This is a genomic window from Pseudomonas sp. IT-P253 (assembly GCF_949768125.1).
Lineage (GTDB): Bacteria > Pseudomonadota > Gammaproteobacteria > Pseudomonadales > Pseudomonadaceae > Aquipseudomonas.
The window spans coordinates 71,574-92,835 of the sequence record NZ_CATKPT010000011.1 but is presented as its reverse complement, the minus strand read 5'-3'; the positions used below and the strand labels follow the sequence as shown (position 1 = coordinate 92,835).

The following is a 21,262-nucleotide window of genomic DNA, read 5'->3' as shown; positions in this document are numbered from 1 at the left end:
GGCAAGTCGGATCGCCGCACCGCTCGCTCCTACAGGGGAACGCGGGTTACTTGGGGTAACCGGCGCGCTTCATCTCACGTTCGGTGGTTTGCTGGGCGGCGGTCAGGGCCTGGTCGACCGTGGTCTGGCCGATCAACGCTGCCGAGAACAGCTTGCCGACCTGGGTGCCTATGGCCTGAAATTCAGGAATGGTCACCAGTTGAATGCCGATATACGGCACGGGCTTGAGGGTCGGCTTGCCCGGGGCCGCGGTCTTCAGCGATTCCAGCGTGACCTTGGCGAACGGCGCAGCGCTCATATAAGCCTTGCTGTAGGTCGAGGCCCGCGTGCCTGGGGGGACGTTGGCGATGCCGTCTTTTTCGGCAACCAATGCGCCGTATTCTTTCGACGTCGCCCAGGCACTGAAGGCTTTCGCCGCGTCCTTGGCCTTGGAACTGGTCGGGATCGCCAGCGCCCAGGAATAGAGCCAGGCCGAACCTTTGTCGGTGACTTGGTGCGGCGCGTAGGTAAAGCCGACGTGGTCGCTGACCTTGCTTTGGGACTTGTCGGTGACGAAGGAGCCGGCGACGCTGGCATCGACCCAGATCGCGCACTTGCCGCTGTTGAACAGCGCCAGGTTTTCGTTGAAGCCGTTGCTTGAGGCCCCCGGCGGGCCGGATTTTTTCATGGTGTCGACGTAGAAGTTCAGCGCGTTTTTCCACTCGGGCCCGGTGAACTCCGGCTGCCACTTCTCATCGAACCAGCGTGCGCCATAGGCATTGGCAACGGTGGTAATCAACGCCATGTTTTCGCCCCAGCCGGCCTTGCCACGCAGGCAAATGCCGTACTGTTCTTTATCTTTGTTGGTGAGTTTGGCGGCAAATTCGCCGATCTGCTCCCAGGTCGGATGCTCAGGCATGGTCAGCCCGGCGTCTTTGAACAGGTCGGTGCGGTAGTAGGTGATGGAGCTTTCGGCGTAGAACGGCAGGGCATAAAGCGAACCCTTGACCGACAGGCCTTCGCGGACCGAAGGGAACACGTCGTCGAGGGCATAAGAGGCCGGCAGGTCCTTCATCGGTTCCAGCCAACCCTTGGCCCCCCAGAGTGCGGCTTCGTACATGCCGATGGTCAGCACATCGAACTGCCCGCCTTGCGTCGCGATGTCCGTGGTCAGGCGTTGGCGCAAGACGTTTTCTTCCAGCACCACCCAATTGAGCTTGATGTCCGGGTGCTCGGCCTCGAAGGTTTTCGAGAGCTTTTGCATGCGGATCATGTCGCTGTTGTTGACGGTGGCGATGGTCAGGGTCTGGGCGCCGAGGCTGACACCGCTGAGGGTCATGCAAGAGAGGGCCAGCAGAGCTTTTACAGAAGGTTGCATCGTGCACTCCTTTTCTGCACCCGACGGGTTTGCAGAAGGACAGTTATTGTTTTTGTGTCTTCCGAGGGCAGGAAGAATGTGCACTGATTACAGCGTTCAATTGATGAAGAGACAAATCATCCATCGCACTTTAATCGATACTATTTTGCACTGGGTGGGGGTTGCGCAGATTTTTCGATTGATCACCCTGTAGCAGCTGCCGAAGGCTGCGTTCGAGTGCGCAGCGCTCGCTAGTACAGAACACGCGGTGATTCCGGGAGATCCTGGGGGCAGGGTTTGCGCCTGCTGCGCAGTCGAACGCAGCCTTCGGCAGCTGCTACAGGAATAGCCGTCAGTGCTGATTCTGCTCAGTCAGCCGCTGCACCGCCAGACGGCGGTAGTGCGATGGCGTCATGCCTTTCAATTGCTGAAAGCGGCGATTGAAGTTGGAAATATTGTTGAACCCCGACTCGAAGCACACATCGGTCACCGGTTTGTCGCCATCGGCCAGCAACTCGCAGGATTTGCTGATGCGCAGCCGATTGACGAATTCGATAAAACAGCGCCCGGTGGCTTGCTTGAAGACGCGACTGAAATACGTCGGCTTCATGCCCAAGTGTTCGGCGACTTCTTCCAGCGGCAGTTCCCGGGCGTAATGCGCGAAGATGTAATCCACGGCCCGGTTAGTGCGATCGACATTGTGCTCGTCGGCCAATTGCGGGGTCGTCGCGCCAGAGAGCAACTGATAATCGTCAGAGGCTGCCAGCAACTCCAGCAGAATGAAAAAGTGCCCGAGCCGGGTCATGCCTTGGGTATCGGCAATTCGTTGCATCAAGCCCATCGCCTGCTGGATCGTGCGTTTGCAGCGAAATTCGATGCCGTACTGCGCACGCTCCAGCAAGGGCGCGAGCGTCTTGAGTTCGGCGAACACCGCATGGCCGCTGTCGAACAACTCGTCGGTGAAGTTGACCAGCATGTCGCGCTTGGGCACCACTTCGTTTTCGGCCACCTGACTGATCCAGTTGTGGGGCAGGTTGGGGCCGGTGAGGAACAGGGATTCGGGGTAGAAGTTGCCGATGTAGTCGCCAATGAACACTTTGCCGGAGCTGGCGACGATCAGGTGCAATTCGTATTCCTTGTGGAAATGCCAGCGCACCAAGGGGCAGGGGAACCCGTGCTGGCGATAGATGATGGACAACCCGTTGTGGTCGTCCATCAGTTCGTAGGAAGGATCGGTGACTCTGGCGGCTCGGGTCATGTCAGGCGTGCTTTTTTTGTTATCGCAGTGTGATCATGCCTCTTTCCGGACGTCGAAGGCCAGCCTGCGAATCCCGGACGCGTCTGCGCACGGGTACAAGGCATCGCCCTAAACCGTCATTTGGTATGCGCGTGTATCAGATTGGCCAGCCGGCAATGGCGTACCAGGCTCGATGTTTCAAAAAAATCTGCATTGATAATGCTGCTGTTTATCGCCCAGTCCCTTTTCTCGGGATCAAACCACTGATCAAGATGCTCCGCGATGTTTATCGGACCTAGTGCGACATGATAGCTGGTGGCGGAAAGTGACCATGGCGTGTACCTGCTCGGAGGGTACTTCATGACGTGCGCAATATACGCGTTCAGCTCATTGACACTCGTCGCCTCAATGGCGCTCCATTTGTGCTCGATTTGCCGATGGAAATAGGTCAGGTCGAGCTGCGGATGATACTCGGCAGCCACTAGCACGCGTCGGGCAGGGCTCAAACGCTTGAGCTCATCCAGTGACAGGAGCGCATTTGTATAGGGAATGATCCTGTCACCCAAGTGAGTCAACAGCATCCTGTTGAATTCTTTGTAGTTGAAAGGCCGGTCGCCGGCATTCAACTGGTGAAAATCGAGCACGATGAACTCGTCGGGGTTTTCCTGAAGAAAACGGATCACGCTCGTGATCAGGTTTTCCAGGGATCGAGAGGAACGAAAGCCGTTATGCTCAAACCAGAAAGTACCGACGCCATTACCCGCGACTTCATACCGTAGTCTCAGATCAAGCGCGCGTGCGCCCGAGGTCAACTGATAATAAAAAGAATTGTTTTGGCAGGCGATCCAGTTGCTCGCGCCGGGTACAAAGTAGGAGGCTTTCTTGTCTGCGCCGGCATTATGAGCGCCTGGTAGAGTCAGTTGAGCAAGCGATAAAGAATCGATAACCGGAATATCGCTCATCCAGCTATTAAGTGCGAAGTCTTGGGCGACAGAAATGAAGTGGCTCGCAGTTGTATTGACAGCATTGTTCATAGTGCATCCTTGCACAGTTAATCGGGGTTAAGCGGAGAGAGTTCTCACGCAGGGCTGAGTTTAATCATCAGGCGTCGCCTTGATACCTGTTTTTCGCTTCAATCCATTGCGCCATGTATTGGGTGCTCTTGTGATGATGGTGGCGCAACATACTGCCGGTGAAATTAGCGCGTCTGATCGACGGCAAATGTTGGCGGCAATAGTTGAGTCGTGCGATCAATGCCGGGCCATGAATATGTTGCTGATAACGACTCGCCAGAAGGTCCAGCCCGAGGGTCTGTGCCTTGAGCCACTGTGCCTTGTCCTGGTGGATCTGCACGGCGCAATCGGCGAACGCCTGGGCCGTCCGCGTCACCGCTCCGGGCCATTGCGCGGTGCCGTGCATGCCTTCGGCCCCCATCGGCGTGGTGACGTTCGGCGTGCCACAGATCATCGCGTCGACGATTTTGCCTTTGATGCCGGCACCGAAACGCAACGGCGCCAGACATACCCGCGCCGCCGACATGACTTGCAAGGCATCCTCGGCCCAGTTCATCACATGAAAACCCTGCGCCGCGTTGTGCAGTGCGGTGGCTTTGGGCGGCGTGTAGGCCCCGTAAATATGCAGCTGAGCCGTGGGCAGTTGCTGACGGATCAATGGCCAGATGGTTGTTTTCATCCAGAGCACCGCATCCCAGTTCGGCGCATGGCGAAAGTTGCCGATGCTTAGAAAATGCGCGCGGTCCTCGAAGGCGACGGGCGGCGCGCTCGGTAAATCGACCATGAGCGGGCATTCATGCAACAAGCTGCGTGGGACGTTGAACTGTTCGACCAGCAGCTCGATTTCCACTTCGGAGATCATCAAATTCAAGTCGCAACGATAAATCGCAGCAATCTCCCGCTTGGCCACATCGGTAGTGGCCATGAACTCAAACTCTTCGTGCAACGCCGGTGCGAACAAGTCGCTGAAGTCATTGGCGTCGTCGCTGGCTTTCAAACGCTCCTTGAGTCGTTGCTGGCGTGCATCTCGCAGGCTTTGCAAATCAGAGGTCTCGAGGACGCGCACGGCATCGGGGCAGTGCTTTTCAACACGCCAGCCGAACTGTTCTTCCATCATGAAGCGGTCGAACAGCACAATATCCGGGGCCAGTTCGCTGATGAAGGTGTCGAAACTGCTGCTATTCAATTCGATAGCCATTTCACGAATACCCAACGCCGCAAGATCCGCCCGGTGTTCGCCGGTGCCGGCCGGGCTGCTGAAGGTAATGTCCCAGCCTTGCTGCAAAAACGACTCGAGGATTTGCATCATGTGCCCACCGGCCGCGGAAGAGCGGGGCTCAGGCCAGACGTAACCGATGACCAGGACTTTGGTTGCGCGGGGTTGACTCATGCAGGGTGGTTCCTTGAAGCGGGCAGAGGATGCGGGATAAAAACGGACCGTAATTAAACCACAGCCGATGGCGAACCCAGTGCCCGCACGGCCCGAAACTAGGGTCTTGCGAGAATGCTTTTGACCGTATCTCGCAGCTGGTCGATAGAGAACGGCTTGCCGATGATGAACATGCCCGCCGGTGCCTCGATGTTTTCGGCGTAACCACTGGCAAACAAAATCGGCAAGTCGGGGCGAACCATGCGCGCCTGGGTGGCCAGCTCACGGCCATCCATCACCGGCAAACCGACGTCGGTCATCATCAGATCGATGTATTGGTCCTCATCGTTGAGAAACTCCAGCGCCTGCTCGCAACCGTCCGCCTCGAGTACCTTGAATTCCAGCTCCTCCAGGACATCGACGATAAGCATCCGCACGATCTCGTCGTCTTCGACTACCAGGATGATGGATTTTTCGGCGGACATAATAGGCGTTCTCAACAGTTGGATTCGCGGTTGCCGGTCGATCGAAATTGCCGGGCTCTTGCATGAGTAAGTGGCGGAACCCGACAAGTTCCCACTGCGTTACAAAAAAGAATAGCCACACAAGATTCGGCAAGGATAACCGCTCCTTTGCATCGCCGCGGCTTAATGCAGGTTTTTGCGCGAAAACCTGGCAGAAAGTTGGAACAATGCGCCGTTTTTGGGGCAAACTCCTTGGTTTTCAACAGTTCGACAAGGCCTCCCCATGACCCCTCCGTCTTCCGTTGATGAACAACGATTCCGCAAACTCCTGAGCCGTAACATCAGCCTGCCGTTGGGCCTCGGCGTGCTCAGCGCGGTGTTCTTTGTTTCGTTGATCACGTACTTGCTGTCGGTCATCCAGTGGGTCGAACACACTGACCGGGTGATCAATAACGCCAATGAAGCGGTGAAACTGACGGTTGATCTGGAAACCGGCATGCGCGGCTTTCTGCTCAGCGGTGACGAACATTTTCTTGACCCCTACGAAACAGCCAAGCCGAGAATTACCGTCGTCCTCAATACCCTGCTGGAGTTGACGGCCGACAACCCGGTTCAAACCGATCGTCTGCACAGGTTGGAGGCCATGCAGAAGGAGTGGGCAGATTACGCGCAGTCATTGATCGATTTGCAGCGCAACAGCGGTGATTATCGCAGCGTGGTCAAGGCCGGGCGCGGCAAACGGCTGACCGATGATATTCGCCAACAGTACGAAGACGTGATCGACACAGAGCAGCAGTTGCGCACCACGCGTAACGAAGAAGTGCGCCGCACCACGATCTGGAGTATCGGCCTTTATCTGTTGTTCATTGCCGGTATCAGCGGGTTGCTGGCCTACATCGGTCGTCGGGATTTACTCACCCTTTCCCAAAGTTACAGCACCAACCTCGCGGCTCAACAGGCCAGTGCCCGTCGCCTGGAACAGCAAGCCTGGTTGCGCAACGGCCAGACCGAGCTGGCCGAACAAGTGTTGGGGCAACTGAGCCTGAACGTACTGGGTCGCAATATTCTGCAGTTCTGTGCGCAATACCTCGGCACCGCCGTGGCCGCTATCTATGTGCGTGAGGATCATGGCGGCCTCAATCGCATCGCGTCTTATGGTTTCTCCCGCGAGGAGGAAGCGCGTGAACAGCATATTTACAATGAAGAAGGCATAGCCGGACAGGTGGCGCAACAGGCTCGACTGATACGCCTCGACTCGGTGCCCGAGGGCTACTTCAAAGTCAGTTCCGGTATTGGCGAAGGTCTGCCGCACAGCGTGCTGGTGGCGCCGACCAGCGATGACGATCGCGTCAACGGTGTCATCGAGTTGGGCTTCCTGCGCCCGTTGACCGACCGTGACGTTGAATTGCTCGAGCTGATTACCGGTAATATCGGCACCTCGATCGAGGCGGCCCGCTATCGCCAGCGTTTGCAGGAAGTGCTGGCCGAAACCCAGCAACTCAACGAAGAGCTGCAAGTGCAGCAAGAAGAGCTGAAGACGGCCAACGAAGAGCTGGAAGAGCAGTCGCGGATTCTCAAGGAGTCCCAGGCGCATCTGGAAACCCAGCAGGTCGAGTTGGAACAGACCAACGAGCAGCTCGCCGAGCAGGCGCAGATCCTGGCCGATCAGCGCGACGCCATGGACCTGAAAAACACCGAACTCAATCAGGCCCAGATCCAGCTCGAAGAGCGCGCCGAAGAGTTGCAGCGTTCGAGCAAATACAAGTCCGAATTCCTCGCCAACATGTCTCATGAATTGCGCACGCCGCTGAACAGTTCGTTGATCCTGGCCAAATTGCTGGCGGAAAATCCCCAGGAAAACCTCAGCCCCGAGCAGGTCAAGTTCGCCGAGTCGATTTATTCGGCCGGCAATGACTTGCTCAACCTGATCAACGACATCCTCGACATTTCCAAGGTCGAGGCCGGCAAGCTGGAGATGCGCCCGGAGAACACCAGCGTCTCTCGTCTGGTGGACGGCTTGCGCGCAATGTTCGAGCCATTGGCGGCGGACAAGCAGCTGGACTTCCACGTCGAGTTGCAGCCAGACGCGCCGCTGATGATGTTCACCGACCGCCAGCGTCTGGAGCAGGTCATCAAGAACCTGCTGTCGAACGCGGTGAAGTTCACCGAAAAGGGCTCCGTCAGCCTGACGGTTGCCAGCCAGCCCAACGAAGGTATCGCCTTTATGGTCCGCGATTCCGGGATCGGTATTGCAGATGATCAGCAGGACAGTATTTTTGAAGCCTTCCGTCAGGCCGATGGCACCACCAATCGCCGGTACGGTGGCACGGGCCTGGGGTTGTCGATTTCTCGTGACCTGGCCGCATTGCTGGGCGGTTCAGTCAGCGTCACCAGTGAACCAGGGCAGGGCAGCGTGTTCACCCTGGTCTTGCCGCAGCAATACGTTGAACCGGGCGAATACCCTGTCGAGCCGATGAAAGCTTCGCCGGTTGCCGTAGCGCCGAGAGTGGCACCCGCCGCCCCGGTGCCATTGGTCGCGGAGGCTGCTATTGCGCGTTTCGATGATGACCGCGAGAAGGCACCGTTCACGACGCGCTGCATCCTGGTGGTGGAAGATGAGTCGAACTTTGCGCACATCCTCTACGACCTGGCGCATGAACTGGGTTATCAGTGCCTGGTGGCGCACGGCGCGGACGAAGGCTACGAGCTGGCCAGGGAGTTCCTCCCGGACGCCATACTTCTAGACATGCGTCTGCCGGATCATTCCGGGCTGACCGTGTTGCAACGCCTGAAGGAACAGGCTGAAACCCGGCACATTCCAGTGCACATCATCTCCGTCGAAGATCGAGTCGAGGCAGCCATGCACCTGGGCGCCATCGGTTACGCGGTCAAACCGACCACCCGCGAAGAACTCAAGGATGTGTTTGCCCGTCTTGAAGCCAAGCTGACCCAGAAGGTCAAACGCGTCCTGCTGGTCGAAGACGACGATTTGCAGCGCGACAGCATTGCCCGGCTGATTGGTGACGATGACATCGAAATCACGGCGGTAGGTTTCGCTCAGGAAGCCCTGGACCTGCTGCGTACCACGATTTTCGACTGCATGATCATCGACCTGAAGCTGCCGGACATGCTCGGCAACGACCTGCTTAAGCGTATGTCCACCGAGGAAATCTGCTCGTTCCCGCCAGTGATTGTCTACACCGGCCGTAACCTGACCCGGAATGAGGAGAACGAACTGCGCAAGTATTCCCGTTCGATCATCATCAAGGGCGCGCGCTCACCCGAGCGGTTGCTGGACGAAGTGACACTCTTTCTGCACAAAGTCGAATCCAGGTTGTCCCATGAACGGCAGAGGATGCTCAAGACCGCGCGCAGCCGCGACAAGGTCTTCGAGGGTCGCAAAGTGCTACTGGTGGACGACGATGTACGCAATATCTTCGCCCTCACCAGTGCGCTGGAGCAAAAAGGCGCAGTCGTGGTCATCGGCCGGAACGGTCGTGAAGCGATTGAAAAATTGAACGAGGTTGAGGACATCGATCTGGTGCTGATGGACGTGATGATGCCTGAGATGGACGGTTTTGAAGCCACCCTCGAGATCCGCAAGGACCCGCGCTGGCGCAAACTGCCGATCATTGCGGTGACGGCCAAGGCCATGAAAGACGATCAGGAGCGCTGCCTGCAGGCTGGTGCCAACGATTACCTGGCCAAGCCCATTGACCTGGACCGCCTGTTCTCGCTGATTCGTGTGTGGTTACCGAAGATGGAACGTATCTAGTGGAGCGAAATACCGAAATCGAATTGCGCTTGTTGATCGAGGCGATCTATCTCAAGTACAGCTATGATTTTCGCGATTACTCCGGCGCCTCGATCAAGCGCCGGGTCAGCAACGCATTGAGCCAGTTCGAGTGCGCGACCATTTCGGCGTTGCAGGAAAAGGTGCTGCACGATCCCGCCGCGTTCATGCAGTTATTGCAGTTGCTGACGATCCCCGTCAGCGAGATGTTCCGTGACCCTTCGCACTTTCTGGCGATCCGTCAGGAAGTGGTCCCGCTACTCAAGACCTATCCCTCGATCAAGATATGGATCGCCGGTTGCAGCACCGGTGAAGAGGTCTACTCGATGGCGATTTTGCTGCGCGAAGAGGGCTTGCTGGATCGCACCATTATCTACGCCACCGACATCAATCCGCGCTCACTGGAAAAGGCCAAGCAAGGAATTTTCTCGATGGAGAATGTCCGCGCCTACACTTCTAACTACCAGCAGGCAGGTGGCCAGAGTTCGTTTGCCGACTACTACACGGCGGCGTACGGGTACGCGATTTTCGACAAGACGCTGTGTGAGAACGTGACGTTCGCCGATCACAGCCTTGCAACCGACAGTGTCTTTTCAGAAACTCAGTTAATTTCGTGTCGTAACGTTTTGATTTATTTCAATAAAAAGCTTCAGGATCGTGCGTTTGGCTTGTTTCACGAGTCCCTGTGCCATCGAGGTTTCCTGGTACTGGGCAGCAAGGAAACCCTGGATTTTTCGGCCTTTGGCAACCGGTTCGAGCCCTTGGTCAAACACGAACGGATCTACCGCAAATTATGAGCAGTGCAGCGGGCTTGCCTTCCATAGAGGCTATCGTGATCGGCGCTTCTGCCGGCGGTGTGGAGGCATTGCTGAATATCCTGGGCCCACTGCGAGCAGGGTATGCCCTGCCGATCATTGTGGTGCTGCACCTGCCGGATGAGCGTTGCAGCCAATTGGCTGAAGTGTTTGCACGGCGAGTTTCACTGCCAGTCCACGAAGCCCGCGACAAGACGCGGGTCGAGGCCGGAACGCTGTATTTCGCGGGACCGGGCTATCACCTGTCGGTGGAGCAAGACCACAGTTTTTCCTTGAGCCTGGAACCGCGCGTGCACCATTCGCGACCCGCCATCGATTACCTGTTCGAATCGGCCGCCGACGCCTATGGCGCCAAGCTGGCTGCGGTGCTGTTAACCGGTGCCAATCGCGACGGTGCGCGCGGCCTGGCTCAGGTCAAACTGCGCGGTGGCCTGACCATCGTGCAGGACCCGAACGAGGCTCAAGTCGCGACGATGCCCCAGGCTGCGCTTGACATACTCCAGCCAGACCACATTCTTCCTATATGCGGCATCGGCCGTCTGCTCGGCGAGCTGGAAAAAATCGCATGCTAAGTGACATCCAAGCCAAACTGCTGATCGTTGACGATCTGCCGGAGAACCTGTTGGCGCTCGAAGCGCTGATCAAGCGTGAAGACCGTATGGTCTACAAAGCGCTGTCCGCCGATGAAGCCCTGTCGTTATTGCTGCAACACGAATTCGCACTGGCCATTCTCGACGTGCAGATGCCCGATATGAATGGCTTTGAGCTGGCCGAGTTGATGCGCGGCACGGAAAAGACCAAAAACATCCCGATCGTCTTCGTCAGCGCGGCAGGCCGTGAACTGAACTATGCGTTCAAGGGCTATGAAAGCGGCGCCGTGGACTTCCTTTACAAACCGTTGGATATCCACGCGGTCAAGAGCAAGGTCAACGTATTCGTCGAGCTGTTTCGCCAGCGCAAGGAAATGAAGCTGCAGGTCGAAGCGCTGGAGCAGAGTCGCCGGGAGCAGGAAGCCTTGCTCAAACAGTTGCAGAGCACCCAGCTGGAGCTGGAGCAAGCGGTGCGCATGCGCGATGACTTCATGTCCATCGTCGCCCACGAAGTGCGCACGCCGCTCAATGGCCTGATTCTCGAAACCCAGCTGCGCAAGATGCACCTGGCCCGAAATAACGTCGCGGCATTCACCATGGACAAGATGCACGCGATGGTCGACCGCGACGAACGGCAGATCAAAAGCCTGATCCGTTTGATTGAAGACATGCTCGATGTGTCGCGCATTCGTACCGGCAAGCTGTCGATTCGGCCGAAGCGTTTCGATCTCTCGGCACTGGTTCGTGGCCTGTTGCAGAATTTCGCACCACAGATCGACGCCGCGCAATCTTCGGTCACCCTGGAGGCCGAGCAGCCCGTGGTCGGCAGCTGGGACGAGTTTCGCATTGAACAGGTGATTTCCAACTTGCTGACCAACGCGTTGCGTTACGGTGCCAAGAGTCCGATCACCGTTAAGGTGTACAGTGAGAACGATCAGGCGCGGGTGGAAGTGCGCGATCAGGGGATCGGTATTGGTGAGGAGAACCAGAAACGTATTTTCCAGCAGTTCGAGCGCGTCTCGGCCAAACACGTCGTTGCCGGGTTGGGCCTGGGCTTGTTTATTTCTGAACAAATTGTGGCCGCCCATGGCGGTTCCATTACCGTCGAAAGCCGGATTGGCGAAGGCGCCTTGTTTCGCGTTTGTCTGCCGCTGTAGGAAAACAGCCAGAAAAACGCAACCTCTGAGCGACCTCACGGTCGTATCAGCAGCTACTGACCGAACAAAGGCTTCCCATGAGTGAAGATGCACAAGACGTCGTATTGATCGTTGAAGATGACCCCTCGATCCTGATGGTGCTTTCTGCCTACCTGTCAGGGGAGGGCTACCGGGTGTTGCAGGCCGAAAACGGCGAGCAGGCCTTTGAAATTCTCGCAAGCAAACCGCATCTGGACATGATGATTACCGACTTCCGCCTGCCGGGTGGAATCTCTGGGGTTCAGATCGCCGAGCCTGCGGTAAAACTGCGACCGGAACTCAAGGTGATCTTTATCAGCGGTTATCCGCAGGAAATCCGCGAGACCGATAGCCCGATCACTCGCAAGGCACCGATCCTGGGCAAGCCGTTCGATCTGGATGTGCTGCAAGAGCTGATGCAGGACATGCTCTCGTAAGGCCTTTTGTAGGAGCGAAGCTTGCTCGCGAAGGCGTAAGTCCTGACACACCGCGTTATCGTTCTTCGCGAGCAAGCTTCGCTCCTACAGGGGCACGCATCAGATCCGGATCATCTCTCGCACCTTCGCAGTCAACAGATCGAAGGTGAACGGCTTGGTGATCATCTGCATGCCAGGGTCGAGGAACCCCCCGCGCACCCCCGCGTGTTCTGCATAACCGGTGATGAACAACACCTTGAGGTCAGGCCGGTATTGCCGGCCAATTTCCGCCAGTTGCCGGCCGTTCGTGCCCGGCAACCCGACATCGCTGATCAATAGGTCGATACGCTGCGTGGAATCCAGAATCGGTACCGCGCTGTCGGCATTGCCAGCCTCGACAAAGGCGTAACCCAGCTCGCTCAGCACCGTGCTCACCAATACCCGCACCGCCGGATCGTCCTCGACGATCAACACGGTTTCGCCATTCTGCGCAAAGGGTGCGTGCTGGACATTCACCGGGCTATGCTGCGGCACGTCACCACCGAAACGCGGTAGAAACAGGGTCACGGTGGTGCCTTCGCCGACATCACTGCGGATGGCAACGTGGCCGCGCGATTGCCTGGTGAAGCCATAGATCATCGACAGCCCAAGGCCAGTGCCCTGGCCAATCGGCTTGGTGGTAAAGAAGGGGTCGAAGGCGCGGTCAATGGTGCTTTGCGGCATGCCGCATCCGGTGTCGGTGACGCTCAGGACCACGTAGTCACCCGGTTCCAGGTTGCCCTGGGTTTCGGTGGCGCCGATGGCCAGGTGCTGATTGGAGGTGTTGACCACCAATCTGCCGCCACCGGGCATGGCATCTCGCGCGTTGATCACCAGGTTGAGCAGGGCGCTTTCCAGTTGGTTGGGATCGACCTCGGCGACCCACAATCCTTCGCTCAACTGCATGTCCAGCTGAATACTTTCGTTAATGCTGCGTTGCAACAGCTCACGCATGGACACCACCAGCGTGTTCATCTCCACGGGTTTGGAATCCAGCGACTGGCGCCGGGAAAACGCCAGCAAGCGGTGGGTCAGGCCCGCCGCCCGATTGGCCGACGTCACGCCGAGGTCGATCAGGCTGTCCAGATCGTCTGTACGCCCACGGGCCAGGCGCCTGCGCAGCAGCTCCAGGCTACCGATGATGCCGGTGAGCATGTTGTTGAAGTCGTGGGCAATACCGCCAGTGAGTTGGCCGACGGCTTCCATTTTCTGCGCCTGGCGCAGGGCCTCTTCGTTGTGTCGTAGCTGTGCAGTCCGTTCCTCGACTTGCTGTTCGAGGGTTTCTAGGGTGGTTTGCAGGCGCAGTTCGCTTTGACTCAGGTCGATCAGCCGGTCCCGGGCTTCGTACTGTCGTCGGCGACCACGCAATGCAGTGGTCACCAGACTGATCAACGTCACCGGATGAAAAGGGCGCTCAAGAAACGTGACATTGCCCAGTTGCGGGCCGAAGCGATACGCGGGGTTCTGTTCCGGGCCGCCATGGTGGGTCAGCAATACAATGGGCAGGTCCGACCAGACGGGTTGTCGCTCAATCAGACTGAACAAGGGTTCAAGATCAGCGTCCAGGATTGCTTCGGAGGCGATCAGCAGTAGTCCGGCGCCTTGCACCAACTCGTCGCAAAGCCCGGTCAGATCCTGTGTAACGACGCCGTCGTACCCGGCTTCGTTCAGCATCATCAGCGCAAGCTGGCTGTCGCGTTCCCGCGGCACGAGAATGATCGCGCGTTCGGACATCGCTTCGTCGACCGTCACGGCGTTTCGTCCCCGAGCAATGGTTTGTTCGCACCCGTGCGTTTGTTGATGATCGAGATTGCCCGCCGAACCTTGCCGAGCGCTTCAAAGTAGCGCCGCAGGATGACCGTCTCGGCCAGGTAAGTGATATCGACGGGGGGCTGCATATCGCCCACCAGGCCATGCTGGGCGACGGCGGCTTTTGCACTGAACAACTCGTTTGATGTAGTCAAAAAATGCCTTCTCATGACCAGGGGAAACGTGGCAGCAGGACTTACGCACCTGATTGAGCTGCCTGTTCACTTGACCCTTGGCCGCGACGAGCGTTCAACACTTTTTGATGTTAAAAACCCGTAGGAGCGAGCTTGCTCGCGATGGACTTGAGAGCAATGGGGTTATCCATGAAGAACACGTCATCGTTCACGTTCATCGCGAGCAAGCTCGCTCCCACAGGGGGGATCTTTTAGAGCCCTTGCTGTAACGCCGGATCGTCCGGGTTCATCTGTTCAAGTTGCGCCAGCAGGACCTGCACGTTCTGCAGTTGTCCGCTTTCCTTCCAGTAGTTGATCAATAACACCCGTGCCTTACGGTCGGCCGGATGGCGCTGGACGATTTCCTGCAGTTGCTTTTGCGCCGCTTCAAGTTCTTCCTCGCCATGGAGCGTGGTGGCCAGGTCGTAGCGGTAATCCTTGTTATCGGGCTCAAGCTCCACGGCCTTGGACAGACCGAGCACGGCGAATTCACTTTGGCCATGATGGAGCAACCATAGGCCCAAGGCATGTTGCAGGTAGGCCGATTCGGGTTGAGTCTGCAGTTGCTTGGCCAACAGCTGCTGGGCGGCGTCGCTTTGACCTTGTTTATCCAGCACATCGATCTGCATCACCAGCGCGGGCAGGTTTCCGGGGTCCAGCTGCAATGTCTGTTCGAGCGCCTGTTGCGCTGCTTTCAATTCGGCATTGTGCAGATGCAACCGCGCCAGTTGATAGAAGTTGGCGGCGCTTGGCGGTGCGGTTTTGAGCGCCTGTTCCCAGGCATCAATGGCTTGTTCCAACGGTCCGAAATACAAACCCAGGTCATCCGGCGAGAGTCCTAGCAACGCGTTCACGGCGGCAAGCCGTACGCTTTGTTCACTGTCTTCGAGCAATGGCCCGAGCAATAGGCTGCGTTGCCCGTTGGGCACTAGCTCACTGACGCTTTTGATCGCTGCGATGCGCACCTCGGGCGCCGGGTGTTGCAGGTCCGCGTCCGCCAGTTTCAAGGCCACGGTGCTTGGGTAGTTAGGCAGCTCGGCAAGCAGCCAGATGCGCCGTTTGGGTGAAATGTCGGGGCGGCCGAGTTGCTGGTACAGAACCCGCGCGGCCCCCGGTTGGCCTGCGCGAGCCTTTGTAAGCGCTTCACTGTAGCCGCGCTTGATCGCCTCCGGCACCACAGGGGGGGTGTTGCGCAGGAAAAACCAGGCAAGGCCAATGGCGAACAAGGCGCAGACGCTGATGATCAGGTAGCGGCGGAACTGGGGCATGCAGGAATCCGGTAGCTGGCAAGCTTTTGCAAGGGTGTCAGCTTCGGTCAGGCAAGGCTGTGAGTCAAACCCTGACTCAGTTCAGCACGTACTCAATCGGTTCAAGGGCCGGCGGCAACTCGGTTTGCCCCAATGCCGCCAGTACTTCACGTTCCAGGGTACGCAAAATTGCATTGCACGGCAGATCGTTCTCATCGAAGCCGAACGGATCTTCAAGGTCGTCGCCGATTTCGTCGAGGCCGAAAAAGGTGTAGCTGACAATGGCGGTGAACACGGGGGTCAACCAACCCAGCGGTTCGGCCATGGCAAACGGCAGCAGGATGCAGAACAGGTAAATCGTGCGGTGCAGTAACAATGTGTAGGGGAAGGGCAGTGGCGTACTTTTGATCCGTTCACAGCTGGCTTGAACCTGGCTCAGGCTGACCAGCCGGGATTCCAGTTGGGTGTAACGCCATTCGCTGATGTGGTTATGTTGGGCCAGTGCCGAAAATTGGCCACCGATGCGCTGGAGCAGCGCATCAGTCATGTTCGGGTGACTGGTATCCATGGCGTGTTGCGTCCAGGGTTTGATGGCAGTCAGCTCATCTTCCACGCGCAAACGGGCGATCAAACCATGGGCGAAGCCACAGAGTTCGCGCAACAGAATCGCTCGTTCAGCGGCGTCCATCAGCCCTTGGGTCTGGCGAATCAGCGAGCGCACTTCAATGATCAACTGCCCGAGTTGCTTGCGGCCCTCCCACCAGCGGTCGTAACAGGCGTTATTGCGAAAACTCATGAAGATCGACAGCGACAGGCCCAGCAAGGTGAAAGGTGTGGCGTTGACCTTGGAGAAGTACGCGGGATGCCAGGTCTCCACCAGCACAATCACTGAGGCCAGCAGCGTAACCAATAGACTGCGCAAGGCAATGCGCTTGGCAATCGAGCCTTTTAGAGAAAACAGAATGCCGATCAAGTTCGGCTTGGCACGCACAATCATGGGCAGGGCTTTTTTCAAGTGACGCTTTCGCAGCGGTTGCAGCGTAGGAGCACGGCGAGTGTCTGTCCAATCGCTATGGTTGACGAGTTCATCAATTGCATCTATCAGCGTCAGGACCGTTCAGTAATGCAGATCGCCCATCTGTGCAGCTAGAGAGCATGAACAGCGGTTTTTGCAAGATATAAAAAAGGTAGGTCTTTAGGCTGTTGGAAATGAACTTGCCTGAACGGAAAGAAACTCAATGGTTGGCTCTTGTAATGCAACAGCTCTCGGTGATCAGTTGCAGATACCTTCGTATGGCCACGGTTGCGGAGTGGAAACCCGCCTTTCCAATACGGTTCTGAAAGTTGAGAGTAGCCCCGAGATCCTGCGATTCGATGCTGGTATCTCGGCAGGAGCCACACGACTGAATGCTGAGATAGAGCCTCCGGTACTCGCGTGTAAATCTTTTTTTACATCCCAAGGAGATTTTGTCAATCAGGCGGACCTTGAGCGGCAATGGGCAGCACTCAAGGAGCTATTGACGACTGCAACGTTTGCTGAACAGGAAGTACTCGAGGTTCTGAGCAGCGGCATTCTGCAAACGGAGACTGGCAAAGCCATTGCCGGAGTGTTTGCCGATGCGATCTTGCGATCAATCCGACCGGTTGGGGAGCTGACCACCGCAAGCCTCAGAGAAATTGTAGATGTGCTCTGCCATTTGCCCCCTGGTAAATGGCAAGCAGCGTTTGGGGAAAATGTAAGGTTCGCGAGCGGGCAAAGCTCTGAGGGCGTTGCCGGGTTCATTCAGTCACACCTCAATCATTCAAGTGTGCAACGGGACGAACAGATTGCAAACAATGAGTTGGCTTCGGATTCTCAGTGGGAGGCCATCAAGCAAATTACCGTTAAAGCCCGACAATATATTCATCGTTCAAGCGAAAGCAGTCTAAATAGCGTGCTGATGATGCTCGAAGACGTATACCGCTGCAGACCCACTATGAAGGAAGCTCAATCGCTAATCGCAGATTTTTTGTGTGAACTTGGCCAGCCAGTGCATAGCGATCGAGTGCGTTGGCCTGATCGCTTTTTGAACGAAGTCGAAACCCTGAATGATCAGCTCAAGCCTGTCGAAGACAATAAGGAGACTTGGCTACAGTGGTTGGTGGGTCCTAGCTGGCTGGAAAGTCTGGCGGGGCATCCGGTTTCGTTATCGGCTCCATTGAAGGCGTTGGCAATACCGGTGAGAACACTGTGGGGAAAATTGAGCTCGGAGACAGCACCGGAATCGCCGCTATCGAGTGATCCGTCTACGGCGGATTCCGTGCAGCCCGACTTCAATTTGCCCAAGGCTAAAGCTAGCGCTCCGTCGCTGCTGTCATACCTGCAGAGCTTTGAGCGCAACGCAGACTTTCATACGAGCGTCGCCACTACGGGCCCACGTATTCCTGAGAGTTTCGTCGGCAAGCTGCTGTGGGCTTTCAACATGTTAGATACATTCGGAGCGCTTCGCCTGGATAATAGCCACGTTTCTACTGCGTGCCCGGATCCCAAATCAAGCAGGCACTCCCGGACATATGGCGCAGACGAGTTTCCCGCACCCTCGTTCGATACACTTCCCACGCCTTTGCAAACCAGCATCCGTTCAGCCCCTCAATGGCCTGCGTTGGGGCAGTTCGTTGCACAAGTGGATGATGTTGTCAGCCAGATTGTCCATAACATGATGCCGTGGGACAGTGCGCATTGCTCTGATGTGGAAGAGGTGAGGGTGTTGCTAGAACCGTTTACATCGTTTGATCACCCTCCGGTATATCAACCGCCTAGCGAAACATTAAGCGACCAGCCGTCCGTTTCGCTTGAAAACTCCCTTCTTGCATTAAACGTTGTCGGTGCGCAATTGCAGAGCTGGCTGGCCCGGATGAGCGCGAGCTTGGTGAGCAGCGGGGTTGCCGTATTGAGTCGTACTGGTGATTTGATAGAGCAACATCCGGGTAAAACTGCGGGTGTGTTTGCTGCCTACATGGCGATCAGTAATTTTTACGCCAATTGGTTCCTGCCGGAACCCGAGCAGGCGGTTGATCCTTTGCAGGGACTCGAACTCTATCCTGATGCGGCGCCTGATGAAAACTCAGTGGTTCATGAGTATATAGTCGAGGGCCTTGAGGATTTATTTGAGGTTTTTCCGGAGTTTGCAAGTGAAGTAAAAAAATTGATCAGCAAGTCCGACTACTCTGATCCCACCGACGATCCACAGTTGATTGAGAACCTCGAGACACTTTTGCAGCAGTCTGTACCAGGTAACCAAAATGTGACTTATCAGGATTACCTCCATGAAATCACCGTGCTCGCGGCATCAGACGCTCATGATGAAATTGAGGCAGACCCGGATAGCGAATCAACGAGCGAGACCGCCGTCACAACTGATGCCGACCGGTTAATGGTCGGTATGTCGGAAAATATTCGCAAGAGGCGCAGCTTAGGTGGCGATGGGGTCATGTTCTCCAACGTACAAATGTCAGAAAACGGCGTAGCGGCACATGACTCAGCAAGTTGGCTCATTCAGGCGGGACAACGTTCATTAGATGCCGAGATTTCTATCGGGCCGGGTGAGGAAATCGCTCCCGGTGTCACGATAACCCAGGCGGCAGATTTATTTATCAAGGATTTTGTCGAGCAGCAGTTAATAATGGATCCGTCCTTGTTTGTTTTATCGGCCGTGGAAAGTATTATCGCAGGCTCAGATTTGCCTAAAAAGTTAAAAAAGATCGTCAAGTTTGATACGTTGTTTAGGGTTGAATATATAACACCAAAGCCAAATGGAAAGAATGCTGATTATTTTGTAGAAACCTCAAGAAATAAAAGCTTTACCTTGGCTGAGTTGATAATGGGTCGGCACGAAAAAGAGAGAGAATCACGTGAGGAGATAAAGATTGCCTGGCCTGAGGTATATACAGAGGGCTTCAAGAGTTCCGTGAAAGAATATAATGTTTGGGAGGATTATCAAAAGCGTTCGGATAAAATATTTTCTCAGTCAAAGACTTTTGAGGCATGGAAGGAAAATTTCAAGTTTAAGTTGCATCATGCGGTCAGTGACTATCTCAATGGTACAGATACTTCGGAGTACGGAAGGAATATCGCCGATAAATATTTGAATGGTGAAATTCGGGTAAGGCCTATCGGTATCAGGCAGGGTAAGTACAGTGATACGTTTAGAGTGTCGGACGCTGTTTTTCTGTCCGACGCAACGCGTGTCGTCTCGTCTGACAATCCAAAGGGGTTGTTCATTTTCCTGGATGGAGATCCAGCGGTAATCGAGAGTCCTGCTTCCTTATTTGAAAAGGATGGAAAATCAATAGAAGAATTTCCAGAGCTAAGAAGCGAGTTGTCGAAACGAATCCCTCTCAAAAACCTGTTGGCCAGAGATGAAGATGACTTCAACTACAGTCAGGGTAAATTTGAATGGAGCTTCAATCCTGTTCATATGTTTAAAAATTATAAATGGCCTTATACGCCAATCGTATTTGGTCGCATGGATGGCCCTACCTATTATGGGGAAAATAATGATGCTTTTAAGGATCTATTTGAGGTTAAGGTTGATAAAGCCAAATCTGATATGGATACGATGACATCAACATGGGCCGAGCGCACAACTGATAAATTACTGGGCATTTTGACGGACGCACTGACCGGTTTCGCAATCATATTGGCGTTGCCGGGAGCGCCAACTGCAGGAATTGCCTTTGCGATGGGGGCAGGTGCTTCTGCGAATTCGTATGTGCGGGGAATGATGAGTGACGACCCCCTGGAAGCGTATCGACATAAGGCCAATGCAATAAAAGGTATGATTGGTCAAATCGCAGGCCCCTATATAGGCAGGCAACTGGGAAGGGTTTTTTCCACGGCAGTTGACTCTCGCATTGCCAATAAGATTATTGCGCGCCTGAGGGAGGCTAACTTTCTTCCGAAAGAAATCACCAAGCACTTTCCAGCGTATGGACGCACCGCGTCGCCGCTTTTGGAGAAGGCTAATAAAATAGAGAAATGGATTGCGCCTAGAGTCAGAAATAATTTTATCATTCAGGATAAGATTAATCGAAAATTCACTAATACTATGGTTGTGGGTCGATTGAAGTCTTTGGGTGCAAAAGGTCCGGAGGTAGCCCAGCGACTCATGGATCGCTCGCGTGTTTTGTATTTTTCCGATCCTAAAGCTGGATATATGTATCGAGGGTTCGCAATGCGAGGTGATGCGCGGTCACCACTGGATGTTTTCTCCAATGGCTTCAAGTCTTCTGGCTCCGGGGTGCAAGCGTCAGGTTATTACAACACGAACGGCGCGGGTGCGTTTCACAAAGGAGGAAAACAAGGAGGGTATACTTATTTGATCGATGGTAGAGGGATTGCTGGAAGTGACGTGGCAAGAAATATTAACTGGCGGGCTGGTTCTGGATTGCGAATGGGGTCTAATCCGTATCAATTAAGCTATGCGAAGGATATTCCGGGCTCAATAGTGCTTGGCGCCTACGACAGTGCTGGTAAGTTCATACCCAATCCGAACGCCTTGAGTCGTGCAATTGAAAAGAGTATGCCCAATCCATTTGTGGACGCCATTCCTTTTCCGATAAAAAACATAGTTCAAGATAAAAACTCAACACGTGCACCGATCAAACTTTTTCAATGAAAAAAGGGGGGGGAACGAAGCAGCGCATGTCATGGTTAACCGGTTGCTCCGTAATCTCACAGTTGATTGGATTGGGGCGCGCATAATCTCATCCGCCCCCTCCATGCAGTGACTACGCTTGCTGGAGAT

Annotated in this window: 14 protein-coding genes and 1 pseudogene; 6 read left to right on the top strand and 9 right to left on the bottom strand. The window is 55.6% G+C overall.

Going from position 1 to position 21,262, the window contains the following annotated elements; all coding sequences use genetic code 11:
- Window positions 1–46: 46 nt before the first annotated feature.
- The 5 genes from ACM6IR_RS06170 to ACM6IR_RS06150 form a co-directional block, all read right to left on the bottom strand.
- Complete coding sequence (locus tag ACM6IR_RS06170; protein ID WP_414906876.1) at window positions 47–1,357, bottom strand: ABC transporter substrate-binding protein; 1,311 nt, start codon at window positions 1,355–1,357, stop codon at window positions 47–49.
- Window positions 1,358–1,688: 331 nt separating this feature from the next.
- On the bottom strand, window positions 1,689–2,594 hold the full coding sequence (locus ACM6IR_RS06165; RefSeq protein WP_414906875.1) for an AraC family transcriptional regulator: 906 nt from the start codon (window positions 2,592–2,594) through the stop codon (window positions 1,689–1,691).
- A gap of 116 nt (window positions 2,595–2,710) precedes the next feature.
- Entirely contained in the window at window positions 2,711–3,607 is an 897-nt protein-coding gene (locus tag ACM6IR_RS06160; RefSeq protein ID WP_414906874.1) for a phospholipase, read from the bottom strand.
- A gap of 67 nt (window positions 3,608–3,674) precedes the next feature.
- A complete protein-coding gene (locus ACM6IR_RS06155) occupies window positions 3,675–4,976 on the bottom strand; it encodes a glycosyltransferase (RefSeq protein WP_414906873.1) in 1,302 nt (433 codons plus the stop codon).
- 98 nt (window positions 4,977–5,074) lie between these two features.
- A complete protein-coding gene (locus ACM6IR_RS06150) occupies window positions 5,075–5,440 on the bottom strand; it encodes a response regulator (RefSeq protein ID WP_414906872.1) in 366 nt (121 codons plus the stop codon).
- A 262-nt stretch (window positions 5,441–5,702) separates the two neighbouring features.
- Between ACM6IR_RS06150 and ACM6IR_RS06145 the strand changes: the two genes are divergently transcribed.
- From ACM6IR_RS06145 to ACM6IR_RS06125, 5 genes are all read left to right on the top strand, one after another.
- Window positions 5,703–9,194: a response regulator gene (locus ACM6IR_RS06145; RefSeq protein WP_414906871.1), complete on the top strand. Its 3,492-nt coding sequence runs from the start codon at window positions 5,703–5,705 to the stop codon at window positions 9,192–9,194.
- Window positions 9,194–10,009 carry a CheR family methyltransferase gene (locus ACM6IR_RS06140; protein WP_414906870.1) on the top strand — a complete coding sequence of 272 codons (816 nt, stop codon included), beginning with the start codon at window positions 9,194–9,196 and terminating at the stop codon, window positions 10,007–10,009. Before ACM6IR_RS06145 ends, ACM6IR_RS06140 begins: the two co-directional genes overlap by 1 nt.
- Window positions 10,006–10,599, top strand: coding sequence for a chemotaxis protein CheB (locus tag ACM6IR_RS06135; RefSeq protein WP_414906869.1), 594 nt, complete (start codon window positions 10,006–10,008; stop codon window positions 10,597–10,599). The genes ACM6IR_RS06140 and ACM6IR_RS06135 overlap by 4 nt, the downstream gene beginning before the upstream one ends.
- Complete coding sequence (locus tag ACM6IR_RS06130) at window positions 10,593–11,774, top strand: ATP-binding protein (RefSeq protein ID WP_414906868.1); 1,182 nt, start codon at window positions 10,593–10,595, stop codon at window positions 11,772–11,774. Before ACM6IR_RS06135 ends, ACM6IR_RS06130 begins: the two co-directional genes overlap by 7 nt.
- Before the next feature lie 77 nt (window positions 11,775–11,851).
- Complete coding sequence (locus ACM6IR_RS06125) at window positions 11,852–12,229, top strand: response regulator (RefSeq protein WP_010460444.1); 378 nt, start codon at window positions 11,852–11,854, stop codon at window positions 12,227–12,229.
- Between the two features lie 99 nt (window positions 12,230–12,328).
- Here ACM6IR_RS06125 and ACM6IR_RS06120 read toward each other — a convergent pair whose 3' ends face one another.
- The 4 genes and pseudogenes from ACM6IR_RS06120 to ACM6IR_RS06105 form a co-directional block, all read right to left on the bottom strand.
- Entirely contained in the window at window positions 12,329–13,999 is a 1,671-nt protein-coding gene (locus ACM6IR_RS06120) for an ATP-binding protein (RefSeq protein WP_414906867.1), read from the bottom strand.
- Between the two features lie 23 nt (window positions 14,000–14,022).
- Window positions 14,023–14,172 (bottom strand): annotated as a pseudogene (locus ACM6IR_RS06115) (circadian clock protein KaiC); the annotation flags it as partial.
- Window positions 14,173–14,441: 269 nt separating this feature from the next.
- Entirely contained in the window at window positions 14,442–15,497 is a 1,056-nt protein-coding gene (locus ACM6IR_RS06110) for a tetratricopeptide repeat protein (RefSeq protein ID WP_414906866.1), read from the bottom strand.
- A gap of 76 nt (window positions 15,498–15,573) precedes the next feature.
- Window positions 15,574–16,473, bottom strand: coding sequence for a bestrophin family protein (locus tag ACM6IR_RS06105; protein WP_414906865.1), 900 nt, complete (start codon window positions 16,471–16,473; stop codon window positions 15,574–15,576).
- A gap of 313 nt (window positions 16,474–16,786) precedes the next feature.
- Here ACM6IR_RS06105 and ACM6IR_RS06100 point away from each other — a divergent pair, with 313 nt between their 5' ends.
- Complete coding sequence (locus ACM6IR_RS06100; RefSeq protein WP_414906864.1) at window positions 16,787–21,133, top strand: hypothetical protein; 4,347 nt, start codon at window positions 16,787–16,789, stop codon at window positions 21,131–21,133.
- Window positions 21,134–21,262 lie beyond the last annotated feature (129 nt).